This is a genomic window from Streptomyces ossamyceticus, assembly GCF_001418475.1.
GTDB classification, from domain to species: Bacteria; Actinomycetota; Actinomycetes; order Streptomycetales; family Streptomycetaceae; genus Streptomyces; species Streptomyces ossamyceticus.
The window spans coordinates 32,248-51,915 of record NZ_LIQX01000370.1 but is presented as its reverse complement, the minus strand read 5'-3'; the positions used below and the strand labels follow the sequence as shown (position 1 = coordinate 51,915).

The 19,668-nt window shown below is 72.2% G+C and carries 14 protein-coding genes; 6 read left to right on the top strand and 8 right to left on the bottom strand.

The window, feature by feature from the left end; genetic code table 11:
* Positions 1-50: 50 nt before the first annotated feature.
* Positions 51-1,439 carry an MBL fold metallo-hydrolase gene (locus AOK15_RS25920; protein WP_055520763.1) on the bottom strand — a complete coding sequence of 463 codons (1,389 nt, stop codon included), beginning with the start codon at positions 1,437-1,439 and terminating at the stop codon, positions 51-53.
* 1,119 nt (positions 1,440-2,558) lie between these two features.
* On the opposite strand from AOK15_RS25920, the gene AOK15_RS25910 reads away from it, so the two are divergent.
* From AOK15_RS25910 to AOK15_RS25900, 3 genes are all read left to right on the top strand, one after another.
* A complete protein-coding gene (locus AOK15_RS25910) occupies positions 2,559-2,885 on the top strand; it encodes a rhodanese-like domain-containing protein (RefSeq protein WP_055520761.1) in 327 nt (108 codons plus the stop codon).
* Positions 2,886-2,932: 47 nt separating this feature from the next.
* Positions 2,933-4,162 (top strand): NAD(P)/FAD-dependent oxidoreductase, encoded by a 1,230-nt coding sequence (locus tag AOK15_RS25905; protein WP_055520760.1) that lies wholly within the window; start codon positions 2,933-2,935, stop codon positions 4,160-4,162.
* A gap of 126 nt (positions 4,163-4,288) precedes the next feature.
* Positions 4,289-5,674, top strand: a complete 1,386-nt coding sequence (locus tag AOK15_RS25900) for a rhodanese-like domain-containing protein (protein WP_055520759.1) — start codon at positions 4,289-4,291, stop codon at positions 5,672-5,674.
* Positions 5,675-5,803: 129 nt separating this feature from the next.
* Here AOK15_RS25900 and AOK15_RS25895 read toward each other — a convergent pair whose 3' ends face one another.
* The 7 genes from AOK15_RS25895 to AOK15_RS25865 form a co-directional block, all read right to left on the bottom strand.
* Entirely contained in the window at positions 5,804-6,277 is a 474-nt protein-coding gene (locus AOK15_RS25895; protein ID WP_055520758.1) for a DsrE/DsrF/DrsH-like family protein, read from the bottom strand.
* A gap of 17 nt (positions 6,278-6,294) precedes the next feature.
* The gene (locus AOK15_RS25890) at positions 6,295-6,612 is read right to left on the bottom strand and encodes a TusE/DsrC/DsvC family sulfur relay protein (protein ID WP_055520757.1); all 318 of its coding nucleotides are present in this window, start codon (positions 6,610-6,612) and stop codon (positions 6,295-6,297) included.
* Between the two features lie 83 nt (positions 6,613-6,695).
* Positions 6,696-7,973 carry a type III sulfide quinone reductase, selenoprotein subtype gene (gene sqr, locus AOK15_RS25885; protein ID WP_055520756.1) on the bottom strand — a complete coding sequence of 426 codons (1,278 nt, stop codon included), beginning with the start codon at positions 7,971-7,973 and terminating at the stop codon, positions 6,696-6,698.
* A 251-nt stretch (positions 7,974-8,224) separates the two neighbouring features.
* Positions 8,225-9,586, bottom strand: a complete 1,362-nt coding sequence (locus tag AOK15_RS25880; protein WP_240508593.1) for a TIGR02679 family protein — start codon at positions 9,584-9,586, stop codon at positions 8,225-8,227.
* Positions 9,583-13,815: a TIGR02680 family protein gene (locus AOK15_RS25875; RefSeq protein ID WP_063799054.1), complete on the bottom strand. Its 4,233-nt coding sequence runs from the start codon at positions 13,813-13,815 to the stop codon at positions 9,583-9,585. Before AOK15_RS25875 ends, AOK15_RS25880 begins: the two co-directional genes overlap by 4 nt.
* An 8-nt stretch (positions 13,816-13,823) precedes the next feature.
* Entirely contained in the window at positions 13,824-15,095 is a 1,272-nt protein-coding gene (locus AOK15_RS25870) for a TIGR02678 family protein (RefSeq protein ID WP_055520755.1), read from the bottom strand.
* A complete protein-coding gene (locus tag AOK15_RS25865) occupies positions 15,092-16,717 on the bottom strand; it encodes a TIGR02677 family protein (RefSeq protein ID WP_079058702.1) in 1,626 nt (541 codons plus the stop codon). The genes AOK15_RS25870 and AOK15_RS25865 overlap by 4 nt, the downstream gene beginning before the upstream one ends.
* Positions 16,718-17,005: 288 nt before the next feature.
* On the opposite strand from AOK15_RS25865, the gene AOK15_RS25860 reads away from it, so the two are divergent.
* The 3 genes from AOK15_RS25860 to trxA are packed head-to-tail and all read left to right on the top strand — an operon-like array spanning position 17,006 to position 19,572.
* Positions 17,006-17,458, top strand: a complete 453-nt coding sequence (locus tag AOK15_RS25860) for an OsmC family protein (RefSeq protein WP_055520754.1) — start codon at positions 17,006-17,008, stop codon at positions 17,456-17,458.
* On the top strand, positions 17,455-19,149 hold the full coding sequence (locus AOK15_RS25855) for an aminotransferase class V-fold PLP-dependent enzyme (RefSeq protein ID WP_055520753.1): 1,695 nt from the start codon (positions 17,455-17,457) through the stop codon (positions 19,147-19,149). Before AOK15_RS25860 ends, AOK15_RS25855 begins: the two co-directional genes overlap by 4 nt.
* Positions 19,150-19,200: 51 nt before the next feature.
* Positions 19,201-19,572 carry a thioredoxin gene (trxA, locus tag AOK15_RS25850; protein WP_055520752.1) on the top strand — a complete coding sequence of 124 codons (372 nt, stop codon included), beginning with the start codon at positions 19,201-19,203 and terminating at the stop codon, positions 19,570-19,572.
* Positions 19,573-19,668 lie beyond the last annotated feature (96 nt).

Sequence of the window (19,668 nt, the reverse complement as noted above, 5' to 3'; positions counted from 1 at the left end):
CGGGGCCGGGGTGCGGGCCGGTCCCCGTGAGGTCGGCCCGGCCCGTCGGGTCAGACGGCGACAGGGGTGTCGAGCAGGGCCCAGGCGGCGTGGCCGCCGAGGATGTCGGAGACGTCGGTGAAGCCGTGGTGGCGCAGCAGACTGGCGGCGATGGAGGAACGGTGGCCGCCCGCGCAGTGCAGGACCAGGGGGCGGTCGCGCGGGATCTCGTCGAGGCGGCGCGGCAGTTCGCCGAGTGCGATGTGCAGAGCGCCTTCGACGGAGCCGTGCTCGGTGCGCTCGCCGCAGTTGCGGACGTCGATGACGACCGGCGGGTTGTCACCCTCCAGCGCGGCCCGGACCTGCGCGGCGGTGAGGCGGTCGGCCGGTGTGACCTCGTCGGCCAGCACCGTCAGGGCGTCGTCCGGGGAGCGCAGGTAGCCCGCCACACGGTCGAAGCCGATCCGGGCCAGACGCGTGACGATCTCCTCCTCGCGATTCTGCGGAGCGAGGACCAGCAGGTCGGCGTCGACGGGCAGGACGGTGCCGGCCTGCTCGGCGAAGCGGCCGTCGGCCGGGACGTTGACCGCTCCGCGCAGATGTCCGGCGGCGAACTCCTGCGGGTCGCGGGCGTCGACGACCACGGCACCGGAGACGCGGAGGTCGATGCAGTCCCCGACGGTCAGCGGGCGCGGCGCGGCGGCGGGATCGAACAGCGCACGGTCCTTGCGGTTGAGCATCGCGTCGTGGACGAAGTAGCCGGGAGCGGCGGACTGACCGGCGGTCACGATGTCCACGAAGTCGGCCTCGCTCATCGGCGCACAGGCGTAGTTGGTGGCCCGCTGTTCGCCGATGGTCGACTGCTTCTCGGTGGACAGGTTCTTGCCACAGGCCGAGCCGGCGCCGTGGGCGGGGAAGACCCGCACCTCGTCCGGCAGGCCCATCAGCTTGTTCTGGACGCTGTCGTACAGCATGGCGCCGAGCTCGTCGGCGGTGACGCCGACGGAGGCGAGCAGGTCGGGACGGCCCACGTCCCCGATGAACAGCGCGTCACCGGTCAGCACCCCGTACGGCACGGCGTCCTCGCGGCGCTCGCGGACCAGCACGCTGATCGACTCCGGGGTGTGCCCCGGCGTTTCCATGATCTCCAGGGTGACGTCACCCAGACTGATGGTCTCCCCGTCGGCGAGGTGGCGGACGGGGTACTCCGTCGCGGCGCGGCGGCCGTAACCGATCCACGCGCCCGTCTCGGCCGCCACCTCCAGGTGTCCGGCGACGAAGTCCGCGTGGAAGTGGGTGTTGATCACGCCGACGACGGTGAACCCGCGGGCCTCGGCGTCCGCCAGGTACTCCGACACGTCCCGGCGGGGGTCGACGACCACGGCCCGGCCGGTGGACTCGTCGGCGATCATGTACGACGCCTGGGAGAGGCAGTCGAGGTAGTACTGGGCGAAGAACACGGAAACCTCCGTAAGCGGTGACCCGGATACGGGGTGGGGTATCCGGGAGGCCAAAAGGTGGCCCACCCCGAGGGGTGGGCGCAGGAACAGGGGGAGGTCGAGCGGTCCGAGGGGCGGACCCCGTCGCCCCCGGGCCGGCCGGTACCGGTCCGACCCCAGGTGCCGCCGATGACCCAAGGGACGCGCTCCCCGACGGCGGTGAGCCGGTTCGCTGCCCCGCCGTCGGCGCCGCCGCCTGCACACCGCACCGGGCACATGTCCCGGCAGCTGCCTCCCGGCCCGCACACCGATGACGACGGCGCCGACACACCGGCCGGCGACAAGGGGCTCCAGGTCCGCTTCACGGACCGCGAGCGAGATTCACCTCCAGATACCCCCATGGGTATTACGCTCTCGACCGTAAGGGCAACCATCGAGCCTTGTCAAATACCCCCCTGGGTATTGAAGATCTCCCCGAAACTCCGGACCGCGGAACGAGCCCGCCCGGGCGCCGGCTGATCCACACGCCCCGACCGCACGGCCAAGCCCCTCGGAGCCTTCGAGAGACGGCGGACGTTCGTCACGACGGTCCCGGCCGGGCGCAGCCCGGGACCGTCTCCATGCGCGCGACCCGCGCGTCGGAGATCCGGCACCCGAAGGCCGCCAGGCGTCGGTCAAGCACATATGGCCCGAACCGGACACACCAGGTTCACCCTCCGGCCCGGAACCGCCGGAGGCCGACAGACACACCGGCCCAGGAACCCCTGCCGACGAGCCGCCCCACGCCTTCGACCGTCTGCGGCACGGGGCCCGCGCCCGCGCCGGAGACCGGCAGCGGAATCGACCTTGCGGTGACCAAGGAGTCGGCCAACGCCCGCGGCAGCACGGCCACCGCGGACTCCGGACCGGGCAGCGGGGCACGGATGACGCTCCGCCTGCCCAGGGGCACGACTCCCGGGCCTCGGGGTCACGGTCACCCGTCACCCGTCACCAGTCACCAGTCACGACTGGTTCTCACCCCCGACGCGGAGCCGCGAGTTACCTCACAGGCAAATACCCCCTGGGGTATTTGACGCCCTCTTCGGGTCGCCGTACTCTCGCCGGAGAGATACCCCCCGGGGTAATTGAGGAGGCAATCAAGTGGCTCGTGAAGTGACACAGGAAGCGTTCGCGGCGGCCTGGGCCGCCGGCGCACTCGTGGTCGACGTACGGGAGGCGGACGAGTACGCCGCCGGGCACGTGCCCGGCGCCCGCCTGATGGCGCTGCGCACCGTGCCCACCCGGAGCGGTGAACTTCCCACGGACCGGCCGGTGTTCGTGATCTGCGCCAGCGGCAACCGCAGCAGGACGGCTGCCGACTGGATGAACTCCCGTGGCGTCGACGCCTACTCCGTGACCGGGGGCACCGGCACCTGGGCCCGCGCCGGACGTCCTGTCGTGGCCGGCCCCCAGGAGCGCGCCGCCTGACCTCGGCCCACCACCCGCACCACGCCCAGCCGGAAAGGAGCACCACCTTGGCCGCCACTCCCTCCCCCGCCGACGCCCCGGTCTCCGGCCGCCACCGCGTCGCCGTCATCGGCGGCGGCAGCGCCGGCATCAGCGTCGCCGCCCGCCTGCGCCGCGCCGGCGTCAGCGACATCACCCTGATCGAACCGTCCGACACGCACTGGTACCAGCCGCTGTGGACCCTGGTCGGCGGCGGCCAGGCACCCCTGCACGCCTCCCGCCGCCCCGAAGGCTCCGTCGTACCCGACGGAGTGCGCTGGATCCGCAGCCACGCCCTGGCCGTCGACCCCGACACCCGCACGGTGACCCTGACCGGAGATGCCGAACTCACCTACGAGTACCTGATCATGGCACCCGGCCTGCAACTGGACTGGAGCGACGTGCCGGGACTGGCGGAGGCGGTCGGGCACGACGCGGTGAGCAGCAACTACGCGCCCGAGTACGCGCCCCGCACCTGGGAACTGATCAGGCGGATGCGCTCGGGTACGGCCGTCTTCACCCATCCCGCGACCCCGCTGAAGTGCGGTGGCGCCCCCCAGAAGATCGCCTACCTGGCCGCCGACCACTGGCGCAGGCGGAAGGTCCTCGACGGTATCCGGATCGTCCTGGTCATCCCCGACCCGGCGATGTTCAAGGTACCCGCCTGGTCGCGGGTCCTGGAGAAGGTGGCCGCCCGTTACGGCATCGAGGTGCGGCTGCGCTCCGAGATGACGGCCGTCGACGGCGGCGCCCGCACGGTCACGATCAGTGACCACACCAGCGGCACGAAGGAAACCCTCGGCTACGACTTCCTGCATGCGGTGCCGCCGCAGAGCGCGCCGGACTGGGTCAAGGCGAGCCCGCTCGCCGACCCGGCCAGTCCCCAGGGCTTCGTCGCCGCCCACAAGCACACTCTCCAACACCCGTCGTACGACAACGTCTTCGCCGTCGGGGACGTGGCGAACCTGCCCACCTCCAAGACGGGTGCCGCGGTGCGCAAGCAGGCCCCGGTCGTGGCCGGCAACGTGCTCGACGTCATGAACGGCTGTTCCCCCTCGCACCGGTACGACGGCTACACGTCCTGCCCGCTGGTGACGGCCCGCGATCGGATGCTGCTCGCGGAGTTCGACTACGACCTCAACCCCACGCCCACCTTCCCGCTGCTCGACCCGTTCAAGGAGCGGCGCACCATGTGGGCGTTCAAGCGGTACGGCCTGCCGCCGATCTACTGGCACGGCATGCTCACCGGCCGACTCTGACCGGTCGGTCCGGGCATCCCCCGACCCGGGCCGGCCGCCATCACCGCCCTCCGCCAAGGGCGGACCAGACCCTTCCGCATATCCCCAGGGGTAATGCGCCTCATTCCACAGGGAGGTCACCCGACCATGTTCTTCGCCCAGTACTACCTCGACTGCCTCTCCCAGGCGTCCTACATGATCGCCGACGAGACCACCGGCAAGGCCGTCGTCGTCGACCCGCGCCGCGACGTCTCCGAGTACCTCGCCGACGCCGCCACCCATGGCTTCACCATCGAGGCGGTCGTCAACACCCACTTCCACGCCGACTTCCTCGCCGGCCACCTGGAGCTCGCCGACCGCACCGGCGCCTGGATCGGCTACGGGCAGCGCGCCGAGGCCGAGTACCCCATCCGCAAGCTGGCCGACGGCGAGCGCATCAGCCTCGGCGACGTGCAGGTGCAGATCCTCGAAACCCCCGGCCACACCCCGGAGTCCATCAGCGTCCTGGTGTACGAGCACACGGACGACACCGTCCCCTACGGCGTGCTCACCGGCGACGCGCTGTTCATCGGCGACGTCGGCCGCCCCGACCTGCTCGCCTCCGTCGGCGTGAGCGCCGACGAACTCGGCCGCATGCTCTACGACACCATTCAGCACAAGCTGATGGGCCTCCCGGACGCCGTGCGGGTCTTCCCCGCCCACGGCGCCGGATCCGCCTGCGGAAAGAACCTCTCCACCCAGCGCCGGTCCACCATCGGCGAACAGCGCGCCACCAACTACGCCTGCCGCCCGATGAGCGAGGAGAAGTTCGTGTCGCTGGTGACGCAGGGCCAGCCCTCCGCGCCCGCCTACTTCGTCTACGACGCCATCCTCAACCGCAAGGAGCACGGCCTGTTCGACGCGACCACCGCGTCCCGGCCCCTGTCGGTCGAGGAGTTCATGGAGCGGCGTGCGCAGGGAGCGGTCGTGGTCGACGCCCGCTCGCCGCAGGACTTCGCGCCCGGGCATCTGCGGGGCTCGGTCAACGTCCCCGCGGACGGCCGCTTCGCCGAGCAGGCGGGCATGGTCGTCGCCCCCGAGCAGGACGTCGTCGTCATCGCGCCGCAGGACCGGGAGGAGGAGGTCGTCACCCGGCTCGCCCGGATCGGTTTCGACAAGGTCAGCGGCTACCTGCGCGAGCCCGAGGGTGCCTTCCCCCGGCTGGCCGACGACATGGAACAGGCGAGCCGGCTGACCGCCGACGAGCTGCGCCGGCTGCTCGACGGCGACGAGCCGCCGCTGGTGCTCGACGTGCGCAACACCGCCGAGCGCGAAGAGGGCTTCATCGAGGGCTCCTTGCACATCCCGCTGGCCGAACTCGCGCGCCGCGTCGACGAGATCCCGGCCGGCCGCCCCCTGGTCGTCCACTGCGCGGGTGGTCACCGCTCCTCCATCGCCGCCGGCCTGCTGCGGCACAAGGGCCGCACCGATGTCTCCGACCTGCTCGGCGGCTACGGCGCCTGGCTCTCCCTGCCCGCATCCGCCGACGCCTGATGCCACCGCCCACCGCACCGGGCGGCGACCGGAACCCCACCGGCCGCCGCCCGCCCCCGTCGAAGAGGAACGGGTCTCCGCCTGCCGTCCAGGGGGACGACTCGCCACCCGTGCCCTGGGCCGGACGTCTCAGGTGTAGATGATCTGGCCGCCGGCCGCGTGCTCGTAGAACTCGCCGACCGTGATGATGCCCTGGACCTGCTCGACCAGGTCGTCCTTGTCGAGTTCGAACAGGTTGACGGACGCCTTGCAGGCGTAGATGCCCGCCCCGGTGTCGGCGATCATCTCGATGAACTCCGGGATCGGCGGGATGTCGAGCCTGTCCATCTTGCGTTCCATGTACCGGGTGACCAGGTCCGGGACCCCTGGCATGCCGCCCAGGAGGGTCGGCAGGTGCAGCCCGGGGTTGCCGACGGTGGCCAGCTTGATGTGCTCCCAGCGCTTCTTCGTGACGGCGTCCAGGCCGAAGAAGGTGAAGAACAGGTCGGCCTCGATGCCCTCGGCGCGGGCACCGTTGGCCATGATCAGGGCCGGGTAGATCCCCTCCAGGGATCCCTTGGAGACGATGATCGAAACCTTCTCGATCACTGCGGTGTCGGCCATGGCGGTTGGCCCCCCTCTCAGATGCAGCCGCGGGGCTTGGGGATACCGGCGATCTTCGCGGCGGTCTTCGCCGGTCCCTTGGGAAACAGCTGGTACAGCTCCTTGACGCTCACACCGGAGGTCTTGCCGAGGACGCGCACGGTGGGGCCGGTGCCCTTGGCCGCGTACTGCTCGCGCATGAAGCGGATGACGACCCAGTGCCGGTCGGTCAGCGTGTCGATGCCGGTCTCCTTGGCGATCTGCTCGGCCATCGGCTCGGTCCAACGGGCCGGGTCGGTGAAGAAGCCCTCGTCGTCGACGGGGATGTCGGTGTTGTTGTAGGTGGCGGTGGGCATGACGGGTCCTCTCCCCTGGGCGGGCCTGGACGGACACGCGGCCCTGGACGGGCACGTGGGCTCTCAAACCGGATACGTGGTTCTCAGGCGGATACGTGGTGCTTGCCACGCTCGGGCATGGCCGTGCCGATGCCGGGCAGTTCCCGGCCGGGCAGCAGGCTGTGCCAGTACAGCCATTCGAAGGCGAGCTTGCCGAGGTGGGCGGCGTGCGACTCCTTCATCAGCGGCAGACCGACGGGGCCCGGGAAGTGGCCGGGCAGCGGCTCGGTGTCGTAGTTGAAGTCGATGAGCAGGGCCTTGTGGAAGCCGGTCTCCACGAAGCAGTTGGCGTGCCCGTCGAAGAAGGCGTCCAACGGCTGCCCGGCGAGGTGACGGACGATGTTGCGCACCAGCACCTCACCCTCGAAGTGAGCCACCGATCCGGCCTTGGAGGCGGGCAGGCCCGCCGCGTCACCGATCGCGAACACCTCCGGACGGCCCGGGAGTTGCAGCGTGTGCGGGTCGACGGGGACGAAGCCGAGTTCGTCGCCCAGGCCCTCGGAGCGCTCCACGTACTCGGCGCCGCCGTGCAACGGCACGACGACCGCCAGGTCGAAGGGCACCTCACGCTCGTCGTACGACACCAGCCGACCGCGTTCGCCGTCGACCTCTCCGAGGGTGAACTCCGTGACCAGTTCGATGCCCTTGTCCTTGAGCAGCCCGCCCAGCGCTTTGGCCGCGACCGGCTTGGTGAAAGCCCCGTCGAGCGGCGTGGCGTACGTCAGCTCGACCCGGTCGCGGATGCCCCGGCGCCGGAAGTACCAGTCGGCCAGAAAGGCGAACTCCAGAGGCGCGACGGGGCACTTGAGGGGCAGGTCGGCGACATCGACCACCAGGCGGCCACCCTCGAAGCGCTCCAGCGCGTCGTGCAGACCCACGGCTCCGGGCAGGTCGTAGAAGGTGAAGACCTTGTCGCCCCAGCCGGTTCCCGTCAGTCCCTCGGTCTCCTGCGGCAGCAGCGTCGCTCCGGTGGCGACCACGAGAACGTCGTACGTCAGCCGTATTCCACCGGCGAGGTGGACGATTCGTGCGTCCAGGTCGACGCGCTCGATCCGTGCCTGCTTGTAGTCGACGGCCGCGTTCAGCTGCCGGGGACGAGGGCGGACGAGGTGGTCGGGCTGGGCGAGCCCGAAGGGTACGAACAGCAGGCCGGGATGGTAGAGGTGGTCGTCGTTCTGGTCGACGACCGTGATCCGGCACTCGCGCTGGTCGTACGTGCGGCACAGGCGGTTGGCCGTCATGGTGCCGGAGGTTCCGCCTCCGAGAATCACGATGTGTTTGCCCACGCCCCCACTGTCGTGCGGCAGATGACGCCCGGACATGGGCCGCTGGTCCCCATCCGAGTACCTACCCGGGTATGTCCTCGGCCGGGCCCAGCGGCCCCGAACCTCAGGTGCCCGGCACGAACACATGGCCCCCTCCTGTCTGTCGACCACCTCAGGAAGACGGACGGCCACGGGCACCGCGCCCTCCCGTCGAGCGCGATCCGCACACCGGGCGGAGTGCGCGGCGTAGAGATCGGCTCCGCGCGGACGGTTGTGCGGCAGCCGTGCGAAGGAGGCGGAACCACTCCTCAGCGGGACCCCGCCCGAAGGTCCGTGAGCAAGTCGTCCAGCTGCGTTTCCTCCTCGACCCGCACACCGCACTCGGCGAGGGCGACGGCCAGGGCGGGGTCCCAGGGAGTCGCGGCGGGCGAGCCCGTCAGGGCGGGAGCTTCGGCCGCTGTGCTCACTGCCGCTCGGTAATCGGCGGCCGTGTAGCGCCATGGTCGCCAGGAGACGCTTCGCGCCAGTGCCGCGGCTATACGCACACCACCCCAGTCGAAATCGCCGTGGTAGAGAAGGCGGGCTCCCCGCGCGGACAGGTCGCGCAGCAAGGTGAGCGCGGCAGCCGACGGTTGCCCCTGGAGGCACACCATCGGCGGGCATGCCGGGCCGAGAACTTCGGCTGCGGCGGACAGCACGGCCGGGTTCTCGCAGAGGTGGACGGTTCCCGCCGTCGGAACAGGGGCAACCGGTGCGCGACCGGTCAGGGAGCGGAGGGTCAGCACCGCCGGCTCTCCCGCGTCGGCCATCCAGTCGAGGGGTGGAGTACCACGCAGGTTGAGGGTGAGGACGGTCGATGACAGGTCGTCCTTGAGCAGGCCCGCCGAGGCCCACGCCTCCCGCCGCCACTGCGCACCGGAGCCGTCGGGGAACCCGGTGAGGCAACGGATGCCGGACAGGACCAGCGTGGCGAGCGGCGTCCCCTCGTCCAGGGCATGGGCGCCCGAAAGGTTCCGTGCCGCGAACGTCGCCCGCGAGGTCGGGGGTGACGCGGGCAGCGCACGCAACGCGCGCACGGCGGCCTCCACCAGGGGGCCCGCGACCTCCGGGGTACGGGCGAGGCGCCGTACGAGACCGTCACCGCGGATCCGTTCTGCCCAGGGGACCAACTCCGCGTCGAGGGTGCCGAGCGCGGCGTACGCCTCCTCCCAGGCCCGTTCCTCCCTGTCCCTTGTCTCCGTGTGGAGTACGACCGGGCCGGTGAGGGCGACGACGGCCGCCGCCAGTCCGTCGGGGCTGACACCGGAGCGACGCAGGATCTCGTCCACGGTGGTGAGGCGAATGCTCAGGGAGCCGCTGGATCGTGGTGCCCGCCCGAGAAGGCGATCGGCGGCGTGCCGTTGGGATTCGTCGGGGTCGGACAAGGTGACGGAGCCGGTGAGCGCCCGGTCGCGGGCCATGCGCTGCCGCACGCGGTCGACGAACCAGGTGAGGCCGGGATCGCCGAGCAGGCGCCCGAGGCGCTCGGTGTCGACATCGGTCCGGGCATCTGCCGGTGACGGCCCGGTCGGCACCGCGTCCGCGGTGGCGACCGGCGGTACCGACGGCGACGTGCCTCCGGCCGTCGCCCGGCCTCCGTCGCGGTCGGGCGGGGTCGCCGCATGGTTCACGTCCACAGGGGGCCCTGTCCGCCGGCGCTGTCGACGACGGTCCGCCCCGGCTCATCGACGGGACTCACCGGCCCGGGCCCCTCGCCGGAGTCACCGGCGCGGGCAGCCGCTCCGAACGTGTCCGCCCTGGCACCGGGCTCAGTGCCGCGCCGCCGTTCGATGCCGTCCCATTCCCACCTCGTCACCAGTACGGCGTCGATGTCGTCGACGCGGGAGAGCTGGGCGATGGCGATGCCCGGCACCTGGGGGTAGCAGGCCCATTCGCGCTCGCTGGTCATGACGACGTCGAGGTCGAAGGCGCGTAGCAGACCGAGGCACTTGGCGCGCGAGTCGTCGTCCACGCCGGCGAACGCCTCGTCCAGGGTGACCAGGCGCGGGGCGTGCGCGCCGCCCGCGCTCGCGTAGTGCGAGGATGCGGCGGCGAACAGGGGCACGGACGCGGCCAGTACGCGCTCCCCGCCCGAGGCGGGCCCGGTGGCCGGTACCCACTTGCCGTGCTGGTGGCGTTCGACGCCGAACTCGTGCCAGGACCGGTAGTCGAGGGCGGCGGTGAGGTCCTCCAGCCAGCTGCCGGCGCTGTCGTCGGCCTGACGGTGGGCGATCTGCTCCTGGAGGAACGCGCCGACCGCGGCCCGGTCCGCGGGAGACCACGCGTCGGCCGACTGACGCAGCCGTTCGCGGGCCTGGGTCAGTCCCTGCGGGGCCCGGCGGGACGCTCTCCACACCAGCCGCAGCTTCATGCCCGTGGAGGTCGGGCGCTCCTCCAGTTCCCTGTTCATGGCGGCCACCTGCCGTTCGGCCGCCCCGATCAGTTCCTGGAGGGTCCCGGCGACCTCGGTGATCAGATGGGTCTGGAGGATCTCACGTTCGCGTGCGGACAGGATGCGGGTCAGTTCCGCGACCTCCACGGCCAGTGCCTCGGCGAGATCGGGCACGGCCCGTTCCCGGCCCTGGTAGACGATGTCGACCCGCATGCCGTCCTCGCTCGGGCGGGCGGTGGCGGTGTGGCCGTGCCGCGACAGGGCGTCCTGGAGCCTGCCGAACTCCTCGCTCAGCCGCTTCTGCACGCGCTCCCAGGCCGCGTCGGTGTCGTCGATCGAGGAGAGCCGGGACTCCACGGCCCGCGCGAGGGCGACGGCGGGCGTCGCCGCCCAGGTCCCTGCGCCGTCGTCCGGTACGTCGATGTCGGGCAGCGCGACGGCGAGCAGCCCCGTCGCGGCGAACCGCTGAAGCGCCGCTACGGCTTCCTCCCGCGCGGCGGTCGCCTCGGTGACGTCCTCGGCGAGCCGCTCGATGCGTCCCTCGGCGCGGCTGGCCCGCCGCTCGGCGTCACCGTGCTCCGCCCGGGCCTGCCGCTGCTCGTGCTCGCATACCCGGGCCGCCTCGGCCGTGTCCTCCAGTTGCCTCTGCAGCTCGGCCACGGCCGCTCCGACGGTGGAGCGGAGCGTCCTGAGGTGTTCGTCCGCCGCCGCGGCCACCCGAGCCGCATCCGCGGCGCGCTCGGCGAGTTCGGACACGAGCAGGTCGGCCCGGCTGGTCTCCTCCCTCTCGGCGGTCACCGCGCGCTCGGCCTCCGCGCGTTCGCGCAGTGCGGGCCACAGGGCCGCCAGGAGGGCGGTGTGGTCGGCGAGCGCCTGGCGCACGGCGCCCAGTGCCGTGTGGTCGGTGGGGAGGTTCAAGGCGGCTGCGGTGTCGGCGAGTTCGGCCGCCGCACGCTCGGCCTGGTCCGCCGCCGGTGCCAGTTCCGCGGTCCGTTCGTCCCGCCGGGTGCGGGCGCGCCGGACCGCTTCGGCCTCGGCGGTGACGCGTGCGTGGGCGCGCCGCAGGTCGTCGTCGTCGGGCAGTGCGGCGAGTTCGGCGTCCAGTACGGCACGGCGCCCGGCCACAGCGCGGGACTCCTCGGCCAGTCGTTCCCGCTCCGTCGTCAGATCGTCGATCTCGGCGCGCAGTTCCCCGATGCGGACACGGCGAGCCTGCTCCCGTGCTCCTTCCCCCACGTACTGGGCGCTGCCCTTGGCCCAGCTCCCGGTGAGCGCCCCGACGCGGAAGCGCCCGTCCGCGCAGACCCAGGTGTCGTGGCCACCGGCCTCCCAAGAGGCCTCACCAGGCCGGTCATCGCCGACCTCGGCCAGCCCGATCGAGGCGAGCAGACGCGCGACCGTCCCCTCCCCCACGGCTGCGGCCCCCGCGTCCACGGGGTCGACCGCCGGGCACAGCGCGCGGTCGAGGCCGGCTCCGCCGAGCAGTCCGACCGGATCGAGCAGTACGTCATGGCCGTCCGCCGCGACCGCGGAGCCGTCCGGACACACCCAGGCGTCGAGGAGTCCGGACGCCTCCAGCGCGGCTTCCAGGCCGGCGCGGTCGGTCGCGGTGAGGTGCGGGCGGAAGTCGACCAGCCGCCACAGCGGAGCGCCGGGTCCCCGGTCCCGCACGCCGGGTGTGCGCGTGTAAGGGGTTGACGGGCCGCGCTCCCCACCCGTTTCGAGGGTGGTCAGTTCCTCCACCGCCAGCCGCTGCCGCCCCGCCGTCGCGGCCTCGCGGTGGGCCAGTCCGGCCGCCCGGTCGGCCAGGCGGGAGGCGGCGGCGCGATGCGCCTCGCTCGCCGCCGTACGAACCGGCATCGGGCCGTCCAGAGAGCTCGCCCATTCCTGTACGGCGTCCAGGACCCCGGCCGGCCCGGGCACCCGCAGCTCCACGCACCCGGAAAGACACTCCCGCACGGCCGTGACCAGCGCCCGCCCCTCTCGGGCGACGTCCTCCTCCGCCTCGGCCAGCCGCTCCTCCGCGTGCACGACCTCCTCGTCGGCCTCGTCGACGCGCAGCCGGGCGGCACGATGCCGCTCGTCGGCCTGCTCGGCCCGCATGGCGAGCTCCGCCACGTGCTCGACGGCGCGCCGCCTGCTCGCCGTCGCCTCGTCCGCCTCCCGGCGCAGAACCGCGTCGGGGGCTCCCTCCGTCCTGGGGATGTCGAGCCGGGCGGCCCCGGCGCTCTCGGCCACCCGGTCCCGGATCCCGTCCAACGCCTCCCGGGCTGCTGTGAGCCGGTTGTCCGCGGTGGCGAGCCGGCCCAGGGCCCGGGTGTGTGCCTCGGCCGCCGTACGCCGGTCCGCCTCGGCCCGCTTCAGCTCCGCGGCCGTGCGGGAGGCGTCGTCCGACGCCCGGTCGAGCGCGCGGGCGTCGCGCATCTCGGGCCCGGACCGCAGCGTGGCGTCCTGAGCGGCCAGCCGCGCGGCCCGCTCGTCGAGGGCGGCACCCCTCTCCCTGGCCTCCTCGCGATCCACCACGGCCCGCTCCCGGTCGGCCTGCGCCCTGGCGAGTTCCCGTTGCAGGTTCTCGTACCGGGCGTGTTCGCGGCGGGGCAGCCGGGCGCGGCGCCGGGAGGCGAGGCGGGCATAGCGGCGGTAGTGGTCGAGGAATGCCGAGGACGCCTGTTCCGCCTCGCGGGCGGCCCGCAGTTCCTCCTTCTCCTCGTCCAGCGACCGGAACGCCTCCGCCGCGTCGGCGACGACCGCCTGGTCCATCGGCGGCAGCGCCTCGGTCAGCGCCCGGGACAGGGCGGCCTCGCTGGGTCGCTTGGACAGCTGGGGCTGGCGCAGCTGGATCAGGAGGTCGACGAGGGCGCCGAAGCGCCGCTCCCCCAGCCCGAACAGCGCTTCGTCGACCGCCCTGCGGTAGGCCTTCGCCGTGTCGTACACCATGCCGTGGCCGCCGACGGCTTCGGCGAGCCGGTCCCGGGACAGTGCCGTCCCGGTCGCGTCCAGCAGGTCGAGGCCCGCGCCGATCCGCTGGTCGGTGACCGCGAACCAGTGGCGGGCGATGCCACGTCCGGCGACCGCCTTCAGTCCGCACAGCAGCGTGCGGAAGTGCGCCTCGCCCGTACTGCCGTCGAGTCGTCCGAACTCGATCCAGGTGTAGCCGAGCCGTTCGGGATGGGGGTGAGCGCCACCCAGGAGGAGGTTCCACTCCATGCGCTTGCCCGGGTCGCCGTCGGGTTCGACACGACGGGCGGAGAGATCGCCGTCCAGGAGGAACGGCAGGGTGAGGGCGAGCACCTTCGACTTGCCGGTGCCGTTGTTGCCGCGCAGCAGCAGCCGGCCGTCGCGGAACCAGAACTCCTCGACGTCGTAGTGGAAGAGATCGACAAGTCCGATGCGCAGGGGGCGCCACCGGCCGGGCGCGGGAGCGGGCAGCGCGGTGCCGCAGAACTCGGGGCCGGGGGGCGCGGTCACGAAGCGGTTCACCTTTCGTCCTGCACGGGCTGCACGTCCCGCACGGGTTGCGGTGGTTGTTCGGTCGTGGCGGGCGGGCCGGCCCGCCCGGGTTCCCTGACCACGGGTTCGCCCACCGCGTACCGCGCGAGGGCCGGCCGCGGTACGACGCCCCGTTCGGTGCGCTCGGCGAGTCCCAGGGCCACCAGTTTGGCCAGCGCTCGCTCGACGAGTTCGGGCTCCGCTCCCGGTTCCCTCGCCGACTTGGACCAGAACCCGCCGTGCTCCGCGGCCAGTTCCCGTACGCGGGCCGCCAGCTCCGCCGGTTCGACGGGCCCGGCCGCACGGGCCAGGTGCGCCGCCAGCAGCAGGGTGATGTGACCGTGGGTGCCCTGTTCCGGCATGCGCGCGTCCGTGAGGTCGTCCATCGGGTCGACCATGGCGATGCCCTCGGCCCGGACCTCCGGGACGAGTCCCGTCAGTTCGTTGATGCGGGCGGTGATGAAGCCGCGCTGCCGGGTGAGGTAGGCCAGTTCGTCGTCGGTCAGGTCGTCGTAGTACAGCACCGGATCGTCCAGGAGGATGCGGGTCAGCTTCCAGCGGACCGCCCGGAACCTGAGCTCGTCGCTGTCGAGCACGGTCCACGCGGTCATCTCCACCAGGCGTTCCTCGAAGCCCTCGGCCTCCACCATGGAGGGACCCCGCAGGGACGCGGGCATCCCGGCCAGCACGCGCCGCCGCACGTCGTACAGCACGTCGCCCGATCCGCTGACGTAGGCGTCCTCGTCGCCGGCGACCCGCCGCAGCACCCCGAGCCGCATCAGCACGCGGACGACGGCCGCGAGGTCGAGGCGCTCGTCGCGCCGCTCCAGCGTGAAGGTGATCCCGGCGGCGACGAGTTCGGGATCGGCGGCGGCCAGGACGACCTGCTCGGCGAGACGGCCGAGCGCCACCTGCGACTCGCCGCGTTCCAGAGCGGCCAAGGCCAGGCAGAGCAGGACGTAGCGGCGCCGGGTGAAGGGCAGGGCGCTGCGGGTGGCCTCGCGCGCCGGGTGTGTGGCGTCGGTGAGGGTGCCCGGCGTCTTGCGCAGCCGTGCGGCGTCGGCGTCCGTGCGCAGCGTCCAGCCGACGTTGCGTTCGAACCATTCCCGCAGCTCGGCGGTGTGCCGGCGCACCAGCGTGAACTCGTCGGCGTACGGTCCGTCGGCGGTGAGCAGTGGCTCCTTCAGCAGGGCGCGTGCGGCCTTCTGGAGGTCGGCCTGCCGCTGGCCGTCGAGGACCTCGGCAAGAGGGCCGCTCATCGGTCCTCCGTGAGCTGGGGAGCGGTGTCCCGTCGGGGAACGGGGAGGGGAACTGGGAGGGGAACGGGTGCCGATGCCGGTGCGGCGGCGCGGTCGCGCTGCCCCACCGTGAGGTCGACGATGTCGATCAGGTGGTCGGGACCGCTGAACACACCGTCGGGAGTGCGCACTTCGGCTGTCGATCCGTCGCCGAGGGCGGTCAGCCGGATCTCCGTCGAACCGTCCGCGCTGGTGGCGACGGTGGTGATGGTGCCCGGCCGCCAGGTGGCGAGGGCGTCGCCGAGCAGTCGCAGGAACAGCTGGAAGGTGTGCGGGTCGAGTCCGCCGAGCCGGGACAGCCGCACCGGTCCGTCCGTCACGAGACGGTCCCGCGCCCGCCTGGTCTCCTCCGTCTGCCGGGCGGCGATCTCGGCGAGTCGACGCTTCGCCTCGCCCCGGTCGGCCACCCGGCGGGGCCTGCCGCGCCGTTCGTAGCTACCGGTGCGGCGCAGCTGAGGGCTGATCCTGAGCGGTCGCGCCTCGCTCCACGGGGTGGCGGCCGGCTCCGGGGTGGCCGCCCGTTCGGCGAGGGTGTCGGCGTCGACGGTGAGGTGCCGGGAGGAGTGCAGTCCGAACGCCACGCGCCACAGCCGGTGCCGTGCCGCGTCGTCCGGCGCCTGGGCGAACCAGCGCGCGAGGGTGCGGAAGTCGGCCGAACGGTCCGAACGTCCGGCCCGCCGCTCGTTGAGCTGCCGTACGACCGCCAGGAGCTGCGGAATCGAGCCGAGTGCCCGCCCGCGCAGCAGTCTGGCCTGCGACTCCCGCTCCTCTCCCGACACGAACCACTCGGCCAGCCCGGACCACCGCGCCGCCCATCGCTCGTACGACACCGCCTCCGCCCGCTCGGCGTCCTCGGGAGCGGCGTCGGCTGCCTCGCGCGCGGCGGCGAGCCGCAGCAAAGGACCGACCCGCTCCTGCGCCTCCAGCTCCCCGATCAGCAGCGCGATGCGCCCGCCGAGCGTGATGAGGTCCTGGATGAAGCGCTCCAGGTACTGGATCAGCCGGTCCTTGTAGGCGAGGAACGCCTCGACCTCGATGTCGTGCAGGTCGATGGTGCGCTGGAGGGAGCCCATGAAGGCGCGGGCGTTGTCGGCGAGGTCGGTGAACCGCGCCGTCAGCACGGACAGGGCGACGTAGGTCTTGGCCGGGTCGGGCTCGTCCTCCGCGGCGATCACCAGGAGCGCCCGCAACTGCGTGACGATGTCGTGCAGCGCGACCGCCTGGAGTTCCCCGCGCCGCCCCAGCACCTCGTCGTAGGTTCCCAGCGCCGCCTCGGCGGCCTCACCTGCCCGGGTGAGCTGGTAGATGAACCGTCGGCGGTAGAAGTCCTCGACCGCCGTGACCCGCGCGTGGTCCGGATCGGCCCGCAGATTGCCCCACTCGACGAGCTTGTCCAGCGCCTGCGTCACCGCGTCGAGGTAGGCGGGCCGGCTCCCCTCGTCCAGGGCGGCGTGCACGTCCTCGGGCCGCAGATGCACCGCGAACCGCTCCTTGGCGGCGAGGAAGGCCCGCATGACCTGGCGGTACAGGGGGGCGTTGGGGGCGGTGAGGTGAGCGAACGGGGTGTAGTCGCTGGAGGTCATCTCGGCACATTCTTCCACCCCCTCACGGGCTCACGTGGGGGAGTCGCGAACATGCCCAGGGAGGCGGTGGCGATGACTGAGGGGTGCGCGCGAAGGGGCCGAGACCGCCCCGGGGCCCATGTGCCCGCCACGAAGGTCCTGATAAAATACCCACCAGGGTATCTTTCCGCATCAGTGAGCACACGGGCCGAACGGTCCCCGGCGCACCCCGTCGGCCCCTCCCCCCACACCGCGCTCAGCGGTCGACTGGAGTCCGGAGCAGTCGACACCAGAGAGAGGGGCCCGGCCATGACCGCCAGCACACCCCAGACCCTCGGCACGAGCCACCCCCTGTCCCCGGAGGTGCGTCACCTGGAGGTCACGCACGTCGAAGGCGACGCCTACACCGTGGACGTTCGCGGACACCGCCTCCAGGTCGACCAGCCCCTCCAGGCGGGCGGCACGGACACCGCGCCCACCCCCACCGAGCTCTTCGCGGCCTCCCTGGCCACCTGCGTGGCGTTCTACGCGGGCCGTTACCTCCAGCGTCACGGCCTGCCCCGGGCCGGCCTGCGCGTCCGCACGGAATTCACCATGGCCGCCGACCGCCCGGCCCGGGTCGCCTCCGTGCGCCTCGTCATCGTCCCGCCGCCGCAACTGCCCGAGCGGCGGCGTGCGGCCCTGCTGGCCGTGGCCTCGCACTGCACGGTCCACAACACCCTCCACCAGCCGCCCCGCATCGACATCGAGCCGGCGCCATGAGTACGGCCTCGGCACCGACCGTGCCGGCGCTGCTGAGCCGCACCCGCGGCGGCATCATCGGCGACGACGAGGTGCTGGAGGGCCCCTACGGCCCGAAGCGGATCGTCTACGCCGACTACACCGCCTCCGGGCGGTCTCTGGACTTCGTCGAGGACCTCGTCCGCGAGCAGGTGCTGCCGCGCTACGGCAACACCCATACCGAAAGCTCCAGCACCGGGTTGCAGACCACCCGGCTGCGCGAGGACGCCCGCCGGATCATCCGGGACTCGATCGGCGGCACCGAGGAGGATCTGGTGGTCTTCTGCGGGTCGGGCGCCACCGCCGCGGTCAACAAGCTGGTCGGCATCCTCCAGTTGCGCCGCCCGGACCGACCGCCCCCGGACGAGCGGCCCGTCGTGTTCGTGGGCCCTTATGAGCACCATTCCAACGAGTTGCCCTGGCGCGAGTCCATCGCCGATGTCGTGGTGATCGACGAGGACGCCGACGGCCATGTCGACCTCGCCGGACTCGAAACGGAGCTACGGCACCATGCCGACCGTCCGCTGCTGATCGGCTGCTTCTCCGCCGCCTCCAACGTCACCGGCATCCTGACCGACGCCGACCGCATCGCGCGTCTGCTGCACGCGTACGGCGCGCTGTCCTTCTGGGACTACGCGGCGGCGGCACCGTACATCCCGATCCGAGTGGCCGAGAGCTCTCCAGGCGCCGGAGACCACAAGGACGCGCTGTTCCTGTCGCCGCACAAGTTCGTCGGCGGTCCGCAGACCCCGGGGGTCCTCGTCGTCCGGCGCGAACTGGTGCGCAACCGGGTGCCCACGGCTCCCGGCGGCGGCACGGTCGCCTTCGTCGACCCGATCGCCCACCGCTATCTCGACGACCCGGTGGCCCGGGAGGAGGGCGGCACCCCGGCGATCGTGGAGTCCATCCGGGCCGGGCTGGTCTTCGCCCTCAAGCAGGCGGTGGGGACCGAGACCATCCAGGCCGCGGAAGAACGCCACTGGCAGCGCGCGCTCGCGGTCTGGGAGGGCAACCGCGGCATCGAGATCCTCGGCAACCACCGCGCCCGTCGGCTGTCCATCGTCTCCTTCCGGATCCGCCACGGGGACCACGCCCATCTGCATCACCACTACGTCGTGGCCCTGCTCAACGACCTCTTCGGCATCCAGGCGCGCGGCGGCTGCTCCTGCGCGGGCCCCTACGGCCACCGGCTGCTGTCGATCGACGCCCCCACCTCCCACGCCCTGCTCGACGAGGTCGTGCACGGCTGCGACGGGATCAAGCCCGGCTGGGTCCGCGTGAACTTCAACTACTTCATCAGCGATACCGTCCGCGACTACCTCATCGACGCCGTCGACCTGATCGCGGCGCATGGGCATCGGCTGCTTCCCGACTACCGCTTCGACTCGTACACCGGGCAGTGGCGCCATCACAGCGGCCCCGCCGACGCTCCCCTGCGACTGACCGACGTGCGCTTCGGCGCCGACGGCCGGATCTCCGCCCCGGCCGTCCGCCGTCGCCGGCTCGGCGAGGAGGCACTGGCCGGTCAACTTGCCCGTGCCCGAGAGGTGCTGGCCGCCCGTCCCGACCGGCTCGACGACGGCCCCACCGGCCTGCCGGCCGACTTCGAGCGCATGCGCTGGTTCCCGCTACCGCCCGCCTGCGTGGAACAAACGCGCACCGGCAGCGGTTGAACCAACGGAGTCACATACCCCACCGGGTATATCCGAGCAGAGGAAAAGCCCATGCCGACCGTCGAACTGACCAAGGACAACTTCCACGAGACCGTCGCCGGCTCCGACATCCTCCTGATCGACTTCTGGGCCGCCTGGTGCGGACCGTGCCGGATGTTCGGCCCCGTCTACGACAAGGCGTCCGAGCGCCACCCGGACATCGTCTTCGGCAAAATCGACACCGAGGCCCAGCCCGAACTCGCCGGAGCCTTCCAGATCTCCTCCATCCCCACCCTGATGGCCGTCCGCGACCGGACCGTCCTGTACTCGCAGCCCGGCGCACTGCCACCGCAGGCACTGGAGGAACTCATCGCGAGGATTCGCGCCGTCGACATGGACGACGTGCGCCGGAAGACCACCGCGGGATCGACGGAAGCGCACTGACGCACAGGGGGTGAGCGCGGCATCGATTCGAGGCGTTCGCCATCGCAGGTGTGATCCTTAATGGTCGAAGGCGTCCCGCATGAGGACGGTACAATA